Consider the following 13,685-nt stretch of genomic DNA (forward strand, 5'->3'; position numbering starts at 1 on the left):
GCGTGGTCCCGATCGCGATGTCCTCAGCCGCCGAAGCCGCAGGCCTCCAGGCCCGTGCGCATATGCGCGGGGGCCGGCGCCTCGACGTGGATCGGCGGCTTCTTCGGATAGAGCGGCAGGGCGAGGGCGCGGGCGTGCAGTTGCAGGCCGGGCCCGCCGCTGCGGGGGGCGGTGCCGTAGATCGGGTCGCCCAGGATCGGAAAGCCCAGCGTGGCGCAGTGGACGCGCAGTTGGTGCGTGCGTCCGGTGACCGGCGAGAGGGCGAGCCAAGTCAGGCCGCCGCCGCGCCCGAGGACCGTGAAGCGGGTCAGCGCGGGGTCGCCGGCCGGGTCGGCCTTCATCCACCAGGAGCGGGGATCGTCGGAGCGCCGCGCCAGCGCCAGGTCGATTTCGCCGGCCTCTGCCTCGGGGCCGCCCTCGACCAGGGCCCAGTAGGTCTTCTCCACCGTGCCGCTGGCGGCGAAGAGCTTGTTCAGGCGGGCGAGCGCCTTGGCGTGGCGCCCCAGGGCGAGGCAGCCGGAGGTGTCGCGGTCGAGGCGGTGCGCGGCCTCCGGCCGGCGCGGCAGGCCGAAGCGTAAGCGCTCGAGATGGTCCGTAAGGGTCTCGCCGCCCTTCGGGCCGGGATGGACCGGCAAACCGGCCGGCTTGTCGATGACGAGCACGAGGGCATCGCGGTAGAGGAGGCGCGCGCCTATGTCTGTTACGAGGGCATCGGCTGTGGGCATACCGACGCGCTAACCATGCCGGGTCCGGGGAGCAAGCGGGAATGAGCGAAGACAAGAGGCCGGGCTGGCTGCTGCGCAAGATGTTCGGCACCAAGGAGGAGCCACGTCCCGCGCCGGTGCCGGTGCAGCCGCCGGACCCGAAGCCGGACCAGACGCGGGCGCCCGCTCCGGAGCCCGAACCGGTCGTAGCGCCGATCGCGCCCCCACCCGAATCCCCGGCCTCGTTCTCCGAGGGCCAGCCGGACTTCGCCACCGCCGCGACGGACGTCGCCCACGTGCCGCCCCCGCCGGGGGAGCCGGCCACCGGCACGCCCGACAAGAACGCGGTGCCGGACGAGCTCGAAGGCGCCGACCTGCAGCCGGTGGAGGGGGCCGAGGAGCGCCCACCCGCCGGCACGGCCGGCGACGACCCGGGCCGGGGCGCCGAGGCCGCCGACACTGCGGCCAGGGCCTTCGCGCCCGAGCCCGTCCTGGTGCCTGAGCCGGCCCCCGAGCCCGTGCCGGAACCCGAGCCCGAGGTCTCGACACAGATCTTCCTGCCCGAACCCGACCTGGGCTCCGAGGAGCCGAAGCGCGGCTGGTGGAGCCGCCTCACGGGGGGCATGAAGCGCACCTCCACGGCGCTGACCGAGCGGGTCACGGGTCTCTTCACCAAGCGCAAGCTCGACGCCGACACCCTGGAGGAACTCGAGGACGCCCTGATCCAGGCCGATTTCGGCATCGAGACCGCGACGCGGATCTCGGAAGCCGTCGGCAAGGGCCGCTACGAGAAGGGCATCTCGCCGGATGCGGTCCGCGAGATCCTGGCGGCGGAGGTGGAGCGCGCGCTCACCCCCGTGGCGATCCCGTTCCGCATCGACACCTCGAAGAAGCCCTTCGTGATCCTGATGATCGGGGTCAACGGGGCCGGCAAGACCACGACCATCGGCAAGCTCGCCCTGAAGCTGAAGGCCGAGGGGCACTCCCTGATGCTGGCCGCCGGCGACACCTTCCGGGCGGCGGCGATCGAGCAGCTCAAGGTCTGGGGCCAGCGCACGCAGACCCCGGTGATCGCGCGGGCGCAGGGGGCGGACGCGGCGGGCCTGGCCTACGATGCCTACGAGGCGGCCAAGGCCCAGGGCACCGACGTCCTCCTCATCGACACCGCCGGCCGGCTCCAGAACAAGGCCGGGCTGATGGCGGAACTGGAGAAGATCCTGCGGGTGATCCGAAAGATCGACCCGCAGGCCCCCCACGCCGTCCTCCTCGTCCTCGACGCCACGGTGGGCCAGAACGCGCTCAGCCAGGTCGAGCTGTTCTCGAAGGCGGCCAACGTCACCGGTCTCGTCATGACCAAGCTCGACGGCACGGCGCGCGGCGGCATCCTGGTGGCGCTGGCGGCCAAGTTCGGTCTGCCCGTGCACTTCATCGGTGTGGGCGAGGGGGTGGAGGACCTGGAGCCCTTCGAGGCCCGCGACTTCGCCCGCGCCATCGCGGGCCTGGACGCCGGCTGAGGCGTGGCCCTCGCCCCCTGAAGCGCCGTGTCGCGGCGGGCCGCCGCCCGGAACCCTCTATGATGGACCCCATGCAGATCGAAGCCGTCCCCCCGCACCGCCACCTGCCGCCCCTCGTGAAGCTCGCCCTCGAGCTTGGGCCGCTGATGATCTTCTTCTTCGGCAACGCCTATGCCGAGCGCCTCGGGGTGCACCCCGACCAGAAGCTGTTCGTGGCCACCGGCGTGTTCGTCGTCGCCACGGTGGTGGCGCTCGGCATCCACTACGCGCTGATGCGGCGTCTGCCCATCATGCCGCTCGTGTCGGGCGTGGTGGTGGTGGTGTTCGGCGGTCTCACCCTGGCGCTCCAGGACAAGACCTTCATCATGATGAAGCCCACCATCGTGAACACGCTGTTCGGTCTCGTGCTCCTGGGCGGGCTCGCCTTCGGCAAATCGCTCCTCTCGGTGGTGCTCGATTCGATGTTCACCCTGACCGAGGACGGCTGGCGCAAGCTCACCTTCCGCTGGGGCGTGTTCTTCCTCGTGCTGGCGGCCATCAACGAGGTGGTGTGGCGCACCCAGACGGAGGATTTCTGGGTCAGCTTCAAGGTGTTCGGCATCATGCCGCTGACCATCGCCTTCGCGCTGGCGCAGACGCCCCTGCTGATGCGCCACGAACGCAAGGAACCGGGGGCGGGCTCGGCCTGAGCGGGACCCTCAGGGGGCGCCGAGGATGCGGGCATACTCGGCTTCCGGCACTCCGTAGGACGCCCCCGCGATCGTCCTGAGAACGGCGCGGTCGCGGATGCTGATGCCGCCGCGCCGGGTCTTCAGGGCGCCGGAGAGTTCGAGGACGCGCAGACCCGTGGTTACGCCTGCGCGGCGCACGCCGAGCATCTGCGACAGCAATTCGTGCGTGAGCGGCAGGTCCTCGCGGTCGGCCCGGTCGTGACACATGAGGAGCCAGCGGGCCAGGCGCTGCTCGATGGTGAACTGCGCGTTGCACAGGGCCCCCTGGGCCAGCTGAACGGAAAACACCTGGGCGTAGCGCAGCAGGTGTTCGCTCAAGGTCCGGCTGGCGGCCAGCGCCTGGCGAAAGGGGCCGGCCTCGATGCGCAGGGTTCGACAGGGCACCTGCACCAGGATGGTGTGCGGCGAGGCATCCACTCCGTTGAGAAGGGCGAGGCCGGTCATACCCTCGGGGCCGATGATGCCCGCCTCGGCGCGGGTCCCGTCGCCCGCATGGGCCACCAGAGACAGCATGCCGGGCTCGGGGAAGTGGACCGCCGCCACGGATTCCCCCGGCCCTTCCAGGACCGCGCCCTGCTCGAACGAGCAGCGAACGAGATGCCCTCGCAGACGGTCGAAATCGGCCGCGCAGAGGGTGCGCAGCAGGTGGTTGCGGATTTCAGTCTGGATGGGGAACGACGTCACGACTCCGCAGATCTCACGGGCGGGACTCCGAACGCATCATCACCCGCGGCCCGATCCGTCTCGGGCGACGCAGCGGACATGACACATCGACCGAACGTTGTGAAGAGAATGCTTCAGTACACTTCAGTCCGCTAACGTACGAATTAAAGTTTCCAGCGAAATCTATCACAACCCTAAGATTTAATACTGCGGTAGTCCGGGAGAATACCTGCGGCGGCGACGCCGGAACCAGTCCCCCACAACCACCCCATCGGTCCAGGGAGCGGACCCGGGGAGCGGGCCGGGCGCTTGAGCCCGTGGGTCTTGCGGCTTATGGTCGGCGCGGGGACGATGGAGGGCGGCGCCTGCCGCTCGAGCGATGCCGTTCGGCCCGCGCGCGAGGCGGCATCGGCCTGGGACGCGCCGGACGAGACGCCCATGCCTCGGTACTTCCTCAACATCCGGGACAACGACGCCCTGATCGCCGACCCCGACGGAGACGACATCCCGGACCTCGACGAGGCCCGGACCCTCGCCCTGGAGATCATCCACGACATCCTGGGACGCCCCAACGTCTACGGTGCGCCCGGACCCTGGCAGGCGCGCAGCTTCGAGATCACGGACGAGGCCGGCACGGTCCTGCTCACGATCCCGTTCGCGAGCGGCTGATCGGGGCGGGCTGCTCGCAAGATCGAGGTCCTCGACCACGAGACGCTGAAGGCCGTCGCCGGCGCAGCGACGTGATGCCCGAGCGTGCGTACCGGCGCCCGATCGGCGTCGCCCCCCGAGGCAAGGTTGCCCCCAGGAATGCGCTCAGCGCGCGGCCGGGGTCCCGGCGGCGCGGATCTTGTCGAGGACGCCGGCGTAGTTCTCCGGCGTGACGATGCCGACGAGCTTGTCGCGGATGGTGCCGTCCGGTCCGATGATGAAGGTCTCGGGCACGCCATAGACCCCGAAATCGATGCCGACGCGGCCCTCGACATCCATCCCCACCGCCGCGAAGGGCACGCCGTTGCGGGTGAGGAACCGGCGGCCGTTCTCGGCCGTGTCCTTGTAGTCGACGCCCACCAGCCGCACCCCCGGCTCGCGTGCCAGCCGCATGAGCTGCGGGTGTTCGATCTGGCAAGGCGCGCACCAGGAGGCCCAGAAGTTCACCACCGTGACCCGGCCCAGGAGGTCGTCGCGGCTCAGCCCCGGCACCGGGGCGCCGTTGGCGTTCAGCCCCGGCATCGCCGCCAGGGCGAAGGCCGGAGCGGGCTTGCCGATGAGCGCGGAAGGAATCGCCGCCGGGTCGGCGCCCGAGCGCAGGCGCAGGAAGAAGATCCCCGCGAGCAGCGCGAAGGTGACGAGGGGCAGGACGAGCAGAAGCGAGCGCCGGGCCGGGGCCGGTGCCTCCGTCAGGGGTCCGCTCACGGGCGCTCCCCCGTGCCGTCCTGCAGGGCGGCGAGGGCCCGCGCCTGGGCTCGGTGGTCGCGCAGGGCGTGCAGGATCAGCCCGCCGACGACGAGGGCGGTGAAGGCGTAGGCGCCGAGGATGAAGCCGGCATGGGGTCCGAGCATCAGGGTGCGACTCCCGTGGATCGGGCGAGGGGGCAGAGCATCGGCGGTCGCGCGGCCGGTCTCACAGGCCCGGAACGGCCCGGCCGAGGGGCGCCGCCGACCGGCCCTGGGCCGGGGCGGCGCCGCTGTCGAGCCGCTCGGCCTCGCGGATGGTCAGGGTGCGAACCCGGCGGCGCAGGATCTCGGTGCGCATGCCGGCGAGGTGCAGGGTCACGCCGAGCACGGTGAAGGCCAGGATCATCTCCAGGAGCGGATAGAGCATGCTCGGATCGATCGCCGAGCCGCCCATCCGCATGATCGAGGCGGGCTGGTGCAGGGTCGACCACCAGTTCACCGAGAACTTGATGATGGGCAGGTTCACCGCGCCCACCAGGGTCAGGATCGCGATGGCGCGGGCGGCCCGGTTGGGATCCTCGATGGTCCGCCACAGGGCGATGATGCCGCAGTAGATCAGGAACAGCACCAGCATCGAGGTCAGGCGCGCGTCCCAGACCCAGTAGGTGCCCCACATCGGCTTGCCCCAGAGGGACCCCGTCACGAGGCAGATCAGCGTGAAGGCCGCCCCCACCGGCGCGGCGGCGCGCTGCGCCACGTCGGCCAGGGGGTGCCGCCAGACCAGGGTCCCGAGGGCCGAGATCGCCATGGAGCCGTAGAAGAACACCCCGAGCCAGGCCGCCGGCACGTGGATGTACATGATCCGAACGGTCTCGCCCTGCTGGTAGTCGGGCGGCACCACGAACCAGGTCAGGTAGAGTCCGACCGCCAAGAGCAGCCCCGAGAGCCCGGCGAGCCAGGGCATCACGGGCTGCGTCCAGCGCAGGAAGTGGCCGGGATGGGCGAGACGAGTCCACATGGTCCCGCCCTCTACCCCAGGGTGCGGTGCAGCGGCAATGCGGGGCCTGCGCGCAAGGCGCCGCAGCGGATCAGTTCCGCGTGCGCTCCGCCGCGGCGATCTCACGGGCGAGGAACGCCGTCATCCGCTGCCAGGACGCGTCGTTGTCACCGCGAAAGTTGAGTTCCCGCGCGATCCGGGTCTCGCCGGAGGCGGTGTCCACCAACCGGGCGAACATCTGCATGATCAGCGTGCTGCTCTTGTGGACGACGCCCACGAAGGCAAGCCGTGCTCCGGTCGCGCGCGCCTGCGCCAGGATGCAGGCGGCGTCGGTCTCGGGGCAGGCCTTGGCGAGAGCCTCGGCGGACATTTCGACGACGCCAAGCCGGCTCGTATGCCCAAGCCGGCTCGCGAGGTCCCGTGCCATGGCGGCGAGGCGCTCGGCATGGGCGACAGATTGATCCTGGGGTTCACCGGAGGTGTCGAGCAGGCGGATCGGTAGGACGACGAGGTCCGGCCCCGGGACGGGCTGCGCTCGGGCGGGGGTAGGGACCGCGAATCCTACGAGCGCGGCCAGCAGGAGGGCCGGGCGGACGCGGCGATGGCGGGCGATCTGCAGGATGGCGATCGGTGGAATCGTGGCGATCGGTGGAATCATGGCGCTGTCCGCTCCTGTGCCGGCCGCGCACGCTCCGGTGCGCTTCCCGCCGGCCGCACGATCATGCCGGTCGGACGTGGGCACGGTCTTGCCATTCGGTGCCAGAGAATCGAGCCTTGTCGGGAGGGACGGGCCTTGCCCGGGGGACGGACCATCCGGCCAAGGGAGTGGTCGTCATGCGGATCGGCTTGACCAAGGCGCGCTCGATGGGGCCGGTCGCGGAGGCCGTCGAACGCGGTGGCGGGTCGGTGGCGCGGGTGTTCGCCCGCGCCGACCTGCCCCTTCGACTGATCGAGGAGCCCGACCGGCTCATCCTGCTCTCCGACCAACTCCGGATCGTGGAGAGCGCGGCGCGCGAGATCGGCGACGCGGCCCTGCCGGCGCGCCTGTCGCTCGGCGCCGGGGTGGCGAGTCTCGGGCCCTACGGGATGAGGGTCTGCGCCTCGGAAAGCCTCGGACTCGCGCTCAATCTCGGCACGGCGCTGATCGTCCGGCACCTCCAGACCGCCACCGCCATGGCGGTCACCGTCCGGGACGGGCGCGCGCACGTCAGCTACGCGGTGACCGACGCGAGCGCGGTCGGGCGCCAGAAGAACGAGATCCTCGCCCTCGGCTACATCCTCGACGTCCTGCGCCGCTTCCTCGGCGCCGATTTCGTCCCCGCGGAGGCCAGTGTCTCGGGCGCGATTCTGACAGACCGCGGCGCGATCGAGGCCGCCCTCGGCTGCACCCTCAGCCTGCGCAGCGGAGCCGGAATCACCTTCGATGTCCGCCATCTCGCGGCCGCCAACCCGAGCACGACCGCCGGGGGCGATCAGCGCGACACGGCTCCGGTGCCCGACCCGGCGGATTTCATCCTCTGCATCGGCCACCTGATCCGCCTCGGCCTGCTCGAGGCCCGGCCGCCGATCGACTGGCTGAGCCGACGGCTCGGCCTGTCGCGCCGCTCGCTCCAGCGCCGCTTCGAGGCCCACGGAACCACCTTCCTGTCCTGCCTGACCTCGGTCCGGACGGAGGAGGCCAAGCGGCTGCTGGCGACGACGGATCGTCCGATCGGACAGATCGCCCTCGATCTCGGCTACGCGGACCCGGCGCATTTCAGTCGGGCCTTCCAGGACTGGACCGGATGCCCGCCCAGCGCCTGGCGGCGGGGCGTCCGGCCCTGATCAGCCGTTCGCCTGGAACCCGGCCAGGGGGGCCGCCACGCGGCAGACGAGGCCGGTGGGGGCGTAGTCGAGACGGATCGTGCCGCCGACGGCGCCGACGAGCCCGCGCTCGATCAACCGAGAGCCGAAGCCCTTGCGCGCGGGCGCCACCACGGGCGGGCCGTTCGCTTCCGACCAGACCACCCGGACGGACGGGCCTGTGGGCTCCGGGACGAGGCTCCATTCCAGGGAGACGCGGCCGTCGGGGACCGAGAGGGCGCCGTACTTGACCGCGTTGGTCGCCAGTTCGTGAAGCATCAGCGCCAGCGACAGTGCGGCCTTCGCGCCGAGGACGATGGGGGGACCGGCGACGTGGAAGCGCCCGGGCTGGCGGTCGTCGTGGATCGAGAGGGCGCCGCGCATCACGGCCTCCATATCGGCGCTCTCGTGCACGCCGGCGAGTAGGATGTCGTGGGCCTTGCCCAGGGCGATGAGGCGGGCCGCCAGGGCTTCCTTGGCCGCCTCCATGTCGGTGACGTTGCGCAAGGTCTGCGAGGCGATGGCCTGGACCATCGCCAGGGTGTTCTTGAGCCGGTGGCTGAGTTCGCGATTCAGGATGCGCTGCTGCTCGTCCGCCTCGATCCGGGTCAGGCCACCCCAGGCCCGCTCGGCCACTTCGCGGGCGAAGGTGACCTCGCCCGCGCTCCAGTCGCGGGGGACGCGGTCGAGGACGTAGAGGATGCCGACGAGCCGGCCGCGTCTCAGGACCGGCACCTTGATCACCGCCCGCAGGCCGAGGCGCGCATAGGCCGCCGGATCGTCGACGCCCTCCGGGTTGGCGGCGATGTCGGGCACGCTGAGGACGTCGCCGCGCGTGAGGCGGCCGACGCTGGCGGCCAGGGGCGAGCGCGCGGCGGCGGGCAGCCCCGCGGCGCCGGGCGCATCGGCCCCTTCGGCGACCCAGTCCGGGGTGATCGAGGCGATCTGCCCGCCGGGATCGACCTGGACGTAGCCCGCGCGGACGACGCCGAGGGTGCGGCCCAGGCTCTCGGCCGCTGCCGCCACCACGTCCGCATGGGTGTGCAGGTCGCGCAGGCGGTCGCTCAGGGTGATCAGCGCCTCGCGGCGGGCATCGGTGCGCTTCTCCTCGGTGATGTCCTCGATCATCGCGGTGGCGTGGACGTCGCTGCCCAGGCGCTGCGAGACGAGGTTGACCCGGGCCCAGATGATGCGCCCGTCCAGGCGCCGGTAGCGCTTCTCAAGGCGCAGTTGCAGGGTCTCGCCGGAGGCCAGGCGCGCGTGCAGGGCCTCCCGGTCGGGATCGTCCTCGGGGGGCGTCCAGCGGGCGAGGGAATGGGCGAGGATCTCGGATTCCGGCGCGCCCCAGATCTCGCACAGCTTGGCGTTGACCGCGAAGGCCCGCACGCTGCGGGGATCGAACTGGACGATGCCGATATTGGCGCCCTGGAACACCGCCCGGAACTGGGCGGCGGCCCGGTTGCGCTCCGTCAGGTCGAGCATGGCGCCGACCATCCGCACGGCCACGCCGGAGGCATCGCGAACGAGGTGGCCCCGGTCGAGCACGTCGGCATAGGTGCCGTCGGCCCGCAGGAAGCGGTACTCCTGGCTCCAGGCGTCGCCGCTGCCGGCGATCGCCCCGTGGAGGCCGGCCTCGACGCCGGCGCGGTCCTCCGGATGGAGGCGGGCGCGCCACCAGGCGTCGGTGGGCTCGATCGCGTCGGGCGCCCAGCCGTAGGCGGTGGTCAGGCCCCCGTTCCGCAGCACGGTGCCGGTGACGAGGTCCCAGTCCCAGATCGCGTCGTTGGTCGCCCGCGCGGCCAGGCGGTAGCGCTCCTCGACGGCGCGCGGGAGTCGGACCTCCTCCACCGGGGCGATCTCGCCGCAGGCCGGGGCGCCGGGGCGGCCGGGCTTCGCATCCGGACCGGACCCGTCCTGCGGCGTGCCGGGCGGCCTCTCTGCGGCGGGCGTCGTCATGGAGGGGGCGTCATGGAGGCGGCGTCATGGCGGGTGTCGATAAGTCCGGTCTCGGGGTCGGGCGGGGCGGGTCGGCGTTCAAGCGGGCTCGGGGGTGGCCAGCACCCGGGGATCCTGCGGGCCGGGCCGGCCGGACGGCGGCTCGACCGCGAGGAGCAGGCCGTCGGCCCCGTAGATCGCCCCGAGGACCGCCTCGTAGTGGCGCCGGACGACCCCGTGGCACTCGCAGGCCGCCGCCTCCGCCTGGGGCCGGCTGCGCATGGTGATGCGCCCGCGCCCGACCTCGATCAGGCCCTGGCGGCTCAGGGTGCGCAGGATGCGGGTGAGGTAGGTGCGCTGGACGCCGAGCATCGCGGCGAGCAGTTCCTGCGTCACCGGCAGGGATTCGGTCCCGATCCGGTCCTGCAGGGTCAGGAGCCAGCGCAGGCAGCGCGCCTCGATGGGGTGCAGCGCGTTGCAGGCCACGGATTGCAGCACCTGGGCCAGCAGGCAGTCGGCGTAACGGGTGAAGAGGTTGCGCAGGGCCGGCGAGCGGGCCTTGGCATCCTGCAGACGGCCCGCGTCGAGGCGCAGGACCGGGCCGCCGATCTGCACCGCCGCATGGGTCGAGGCCGGCAGGAAGCCACTGCTGACGATGCCCCCGACGGCACCCTCGCGACCGACGGTGGCGGTCTCGGCGCCGCGCCCGTCGCGCATGACCACCATCAGGCTGACCACGGTCTGGTCGCAGGGAAACGCGATCGTCTTCACGGACGCACCGACCTCGAACAGGGTCTCGCCGCGTTCGCAGACGACGTATTCGAGGTGGGGATCGAGCAGGGCCCGGTCCTCGGGCCGCAGGCCGTCGAGGAGGAGGTTGCCCGGAACGGGGATGATTCGGGACGAGGCGGTGTTGCGGGTCGACATCGAACCCCGCACCGGATCCGAACCTTCAGGGGAGATCGAAGCGCGAGCCGGATCGTCCGTCAAATCTTGGGCCGAAGCCATGGAGCGCGCCGCGTTCACCGTCTGTCTCTTCGGCCTCTAGCGCATCGCCCGCGCGGCCGTCTGTCTACAAGTAGACATAAGTGAGACAATTCCGTCCTTTTGATGGGAAGTCTTGGTGACGGGATGTCTTCGGCGGAAGAGCGAGGGCTGGCTCAAGCCTGCCCGGCCTCGTCGCCCTCGCCGATGCAGTCCAGGGCACGCTCCACGGCGGTGACCGCGTCGAGGAGGTTCTGGACCGTGCGCTCGACCTCTCGGGCCGGGCGGCCCATCGCGGCGGCCCGGGCGCTCACCGCCTCCAGCTGCTCCAGGAGCGCGAAGAGGTCGTCGGCGACCGCCACCACGTCGGTGACCACGACCGCCGGGGCGGAGGGGCGTCGAAGGAAGGGGACTACGTTGCTCATTGGCCCCATGTGTCGCGTGTTCGCCGCAAAAGCGCCAGCCTGCGGGCCGTCGGATTCCACATCTTCGGCCCCCTGAGGCCGCTTGCCTGCCAGGGTGGTGAGCGCATTCGTGGCGCGGTGACATCACTCCGCCAGGAACCGGCGACGATTCGTTAGCCTTGCGCTTGACGCGCGCAGGACGTCGGCAGCACCACGGGTCCACTCGCGACACCAGGAAACCAGCCGATGCGCCTTGCCCCCCTCGTCCTCGCCGCCGCCCTCCTCGGCGGTCTCTGCGCCTGCAACAGCGACAGCCCGAGCGGTCGCAGCGGCGTCTCCGACGCCTTCGACACCAGCAACTACCGTCGCTCCAACGATACAAACGGCACCCAGACCCGCCGCGACGTGAACCGCCAGTACACCCAGCCCTCGATGCCCTCGATCGCGAATCGCGGGAACTGAGGCGAACCGAACGCCCCGGGCTTTTCAAACCCCGGCCCCACGCCGCCACGGCGGCGGCGGGAGCCGGACTTCGTTCCGTCAGGCTTCGGCGCCCTCCGGCTCCTCGGCCTCCTCATCCGGATCGCCGGCCTCCGCGCCTGGACCGTCCGCCCCATCATCCGGATCAGACGGTTGGGCGAGCGGCCGGAGGAATGACCGGTGGACATGCCCGTCGACGAGCCCGTCGCCCTCGACGTCGATGCGCGCCCAGTCTTCGCGGTTTCCGTCGAAGGCCATCACGGTCACCACTGTTCCGGTCGCGATCGCGCTCAGGATCGGGAAGTCGAGCCCCGGCCCCGCCCGAAGCTTGAGACTGCCGCGCGCGACCACGCGAAACTGACCGATTTCCGCCGCGACAGCGCGTCCCCGCGGGGCGGGCGCTGATGATTGCCACCCCTTCTGGGCGGCCTTACGCAGCCAATCCGGCGCGTTGGCGGAAGCGCCACCGGCCCCCCAGACCAGTCGGGACGTATCCCGCGGCGACGTGCCGAAGCCGACATGGAGCGTCGTCGAGCCCATGTAATCGACGCCCGCACCAATGCCGGTCGCCCCGTGGGCGGCCGCGGCCGTGACGAAATCCGCCACGCTGGACCGATCGCTCGCCTTCGTGAAATCGAGGGCCCGGTGCCCGTCGACGAGTAGCTGAAGGTCGGCGGCATAGCCGTCGTCGTGCCGCGTCGATCCCGTGCGCTTGCGACACGTGCCCTTCGGGCACTGTCCGCCGGAGGTCACGCGAACGATCTGGATGCCGGCCGCATCCGCGGCCTTGATCAGCACCGCCTTCAGCGTCGGATGGATCGGCAAGTCCCTGATCTTGCCCTTCGTGTCTTCCCGTACGATCGCCATAACCACCCTCACAACTAAACCAGAGCGATGATCAGACAACCTCAAGTTATATTCAAGGGCTTCGGTGGCTCCCTCAGTTCTTCGCAAGCGCGTCCGCGAAGGCGATCATCCGGTTGCGGGCATAGGTCGGCAGGCCGGCGCTGATCGAGGTACCGGTGTTGAAGGACGAGTTGCCCATCAGCACCTGGGCCGGCAACAGGTTCTTGAGCACCGGCACGCGGGCGTATTCCTGCTTGCGGTCGAGGACATCGGCCTTGATCGCGAGCGCCATGTAGGTGGTCACCACGGTCTTGGTCGGATCGCCCGGCATGGGCTGGAACACCGCCAGGAACTTGCCGAAGCGCAGGATCTGGTTGACCCAGAAGATCGTCTGCTCCAGCCCGCCGGTCACCGGGGTGTCGATCTTCGTGAGATTGCCGAGCGCGGCGATCTCCGCCGGGGGCAGGGTGCGCAACTCGCTCTGGAACGCGACGAACTCGGCGATCTTCTTCGTGGCCCCGTCCTCCAGACGGTTGGCGAGCTTCACGCCGAGCGGCAGCTTGCCCTCGAGGTCGTAGCGCGATTCGATGCAGGTGGTGCCGGCCTCGCACCAGGGCCGGTCCGGCCGCTTGGCGAAGGCGGCGGCCGGGTCCTTGTTCGGCGTCGCATCGGTGGGGTTGAGTGCCTTGTGCTTGATCACCGGGTCCATCTTGGCCACGAAGCCGAGGGTGGCGTAGGCGGAAAGATCGATGCGCTCCGGGGCCTTGGCCACCACGAAGCGCCCCTGCGCCACGTAGACCTTGAGGGTCTCGTGCCGGCGCTTGGCGACCCCGTTCAGGGTCTGCACGTAGTCGGGCTCGGTATAGGCCGGGTGAGGCGCCAGCGCCGCGCGCTCGCCGGGGCGGAGCTTGCCCCAGTCGAGGTAGGGCACGAGGCCGCTCTCGGGCTTGGCCGGATCGTCGCGGTGGTCGGTGAACAGGATGGTGCCGGGCTTCAGCCCCGCCACGCTCGCCGCCTCGATGGCGGGCACGTCCTTGATCCGCTCCGAGAGGGCGGGGGTCACGGGGGGCTGCTGCTTCATGCCCTCCTGGGCGTCGGCGGGTCGCGGGCCGGCTTGCGCCGTCAGAGCCAGGGCGAGGAGGAGGGTGGCCGGAACTTGGCTGTGCACGTCGGGGCCTCGGGGGTCAGGAG

The 13,685-nt window shown here is 71.1% G+C and carries 16 protein-coding genes; 5 read left to right on the top strand and 11 right to left on the bottom strand.

Going from position 1 to position 13,685, the window contains the following annotated elements:
- Positions 1 to 23: 23 nt before the first annotated feature.
- Complete coding sequence (locus MKK58_RS12005) at positions 24 to 725, bottom strand: RluA family pseudouridine synthase (RefSeq protein WP_243912268.1); 702 nt, start codon at positions 723 to 725, stop codon at positions 24 to 26.
- Between the two features lie 41 nt (positions 726 to 766).
- Between MKK58_RS12005 and ftsY the strand changes: the two genes are divergently transcribed.
- The gene (gene ftsY / locus MKK58_RS12010) at positions 767 to 2,218 is read left to right on the top strand and encodes a signal recognition particle-docking protein FtsY (RefSeq protein ID WP_243912269.1); all 1,452 of its coding nucleotides are present in this window, start codon (positions 767 to 769) and stop codon (positions 2,216 to 2,218) included.
- Between the two features lie 71 nt (positions 2,219 to 2,289).
- Positions 2,290 to 2,907 (top strand): septation protein A, encoded by a 618-nt coding sequence (locus tag MKK58_RS12015; RefSeq protein WP_243912270.1) that lies wholly within the window; start codon positions 2,290 to 2,292, stop codon positions 2,905 to 2,907.
- 9 nt (positions 2,908 to 2,916) lie between these two features.
- Here the strand turns inward: MKK58_RS12015 and MKK58_RS12020 are convergent, their stop codons facing one another.
- On the bottom strand, positions 2,917 to 3,633 hold the full coding sequence (locus MKK58_RS12020) for a Crp/Fnr family transcriptional regulator (RefSeq protein ID WP_243912271.1): 717 nt from the start codon (positions 3,631 to 3,633) through the stop codon (positions 2,917 to 2,919).
- A gap of 417 nt (positions 3,634 to 4,050) precedes the next feature.
- Between MKK58_RS12020 and MKK58_RS12025 the strand changes: the two genes are divergently transcribed.
- A complete protein-coding gene (locus MKK58_RS12025; protein WP_243912272.1) occupies positions 4,051 to 4,281 on the top strand; it encodes a DUF6894 family protein in 231 nt (76 codons plus the stop codon).
- Between the two features lie 144 nt (positions 4,282 to 4,425).
- On the opposite strand, the gene MKK58_RS12030 is transcribed toward MKK58_RS12025, so the two are convergent.
- From MKK58_RS12030 to MKK58_RS12045, 4 genes are all read right to left on the bottom strand, one after another.
- A complete protein-coding gene (locus MKK58_RS12030; protein WP_243912273.1) occupies positions 4,426 to 5,025 on the bottom strand; it encodes a DsbE family thiol:disulfide interchange protein in 600 nt (199 codons plus the stop codon).
- On the bottom strand, positions 5,022 to 5,171 hold the full coding sequence (gene ccmD, locus MKK58_RS12035) for a heme exporter protein CcmD (protein WP_373320918.1): 150 nt from the start codon (positions 5,169 to 5,171) through the stop codon (positions 5,022 to 5,024). The genes MKK58_RS12030 and ccmD overlap by 4 nt, the downstream gene beginning before the upstream one ends.
- 61 nt (positions 5,172 to 5,232) lie before the next feature.
- Positions 5,233 to 6,024, bottom strand: a complete 792-nt coding sequence (locus MKK58_RS12040) for a heme ABC transporter permease (RefSeq protein WP_243912274.1) — start codon at positions 6,022 to 6,024, stop codon at positions 5,233 to 5,235.
- A 70-nt stretch (positions 6,025 to 6,094) separates the two neighbouring features.
- Positions 6,095 to 6,661 (bottom strand): DUF2380 domain-containing protein, encoded by a 567-nt coding sequence (locus MKK58_RS12045; RefSeq protein ID WP_243912275.1) that lies wholly within the window; start codon positions 6,659 to 6,661, stop codon positions 6,095 to 6,097.
- A 176-nt stretch (positions 6,662 to 6,837) separates the two neighbouring features.
- On the opposite strand from MKK58_RS12045, the gene MKK58_RS12050 reads away from it, so the two are divergent.
- A complete protein-coding gene (locus MKK58_RS12050; RefSeq protein ID WP_243912276.1) occupies positions 6,838 to 7,827 on the top strand; it encodes an AraC family transcriptional regulator in 990 nt (329 codons plus the stop codon).
- Here the strand turns inward: MKK58_RS12050 and MKK58_RS12055 are convergent, their stop codons facing one another.
- The 3 genes from MKK58_RS12055 to MKK58_RS12065 all read right to left on the bottom strand — a co-directional run bounded on the left by MKK58_RS12055 (position 7,828) and on the right by MKK58_RS12065 (position 11,189).
- Positions 7,828 to 9,801, bottom strand: a complete 1,974-nt coding sequence (locus MKK58_RS12055) for an HWE histidine kinase domain-containing protein (protein WP_243912277.1) — start codon at positions 9,799 to 9,801, stop codon at positions 7,828 to 7,830.
- 78 nt (positions 9,802 to 9,879) lie between these two features.
- Entirely contained in the window at positions 9,880 to 10,707 is an 828-nt protein-coding gene (locus MKK58_RS12060; RefSeq protein WP_243912278.1) for a Crp/Fnr family transcriptional regulator, read from the bottom strand.
- Between the two features lie 233 nt (positions 10,708 to 10,940).
- Positions 10,941 to 11,189 carry a hypothetical protein gene (locus MKK58_RS12065; protein WP_243912279.1) on the bottom strand — a complete coding sequence of 83 codons (249 nt, stop codon included), beginning with the start codon at positions 11,187 to 11,189 and terminating at the stop codon, positions 10,941 to 10,943.
- 225 nt (positions 11,190 to 11,414) lie between these two features.
- On the opposite strand from MKK58_RS12065, the gene MKK58_RS12070 reads away from it, so the two are divergent.
- On the top strand, positions 11,415 to 11,630 hold the full coding sequence (locus MKK58_RS12070; protein WP_243912280.1) for a hypothetical protein: 216 nt from the start codon (positions 11,415 to 11,417) through the stop codon (positions 11,628 to 11,630).
- A gap of 78 nt (positions 11,631 to 11,708) precedes the next feature.
- Here the strand turns inward: MKK58_RS12070 and MKK58_RS12075 are convergent, their stop codons facing one another.
- Together MKK58_RS12075 and MKK58_RS12080 are read right to left on the bottom strand one after the other, a co-directional pair.
- Positions 11,709 to 12,473, bottom strand: coding sequence for an SH3 domain-containing protein (locus MKK58_RS12075; protein ID WP_243912281.1), 765 nt, complete (start codon positions 12,471 to 12,473; stop codon positions 11,709 to 11,711).
- A gap of 115 nt (positions 12,474 to 12,588) precedes the next feature.
- Positions 12,589 to 13,662, bottom strand: coding sequence for a hypothetical protein (locus MKK58_RS12080; protein ID WP_409565235.1), 1,074 nt, complete (start codon positions 13,660 to 13,662; stop codon positions 12,589 to 12,591).
- Positions 13,663 to 13,685 lie beyond the last annotated feature (23 nt).

Origin of the sequence: Methylobacterium sp. J-078 (assembly GCF_022829285.1) — a bacterium.
Taxonomy (GTDB): domain Bacteria; phylum Pseudomonadota; class Alphaproteobacteria; order Rhizobiales; family Beijerinckiaceae; genus Methylobacterium.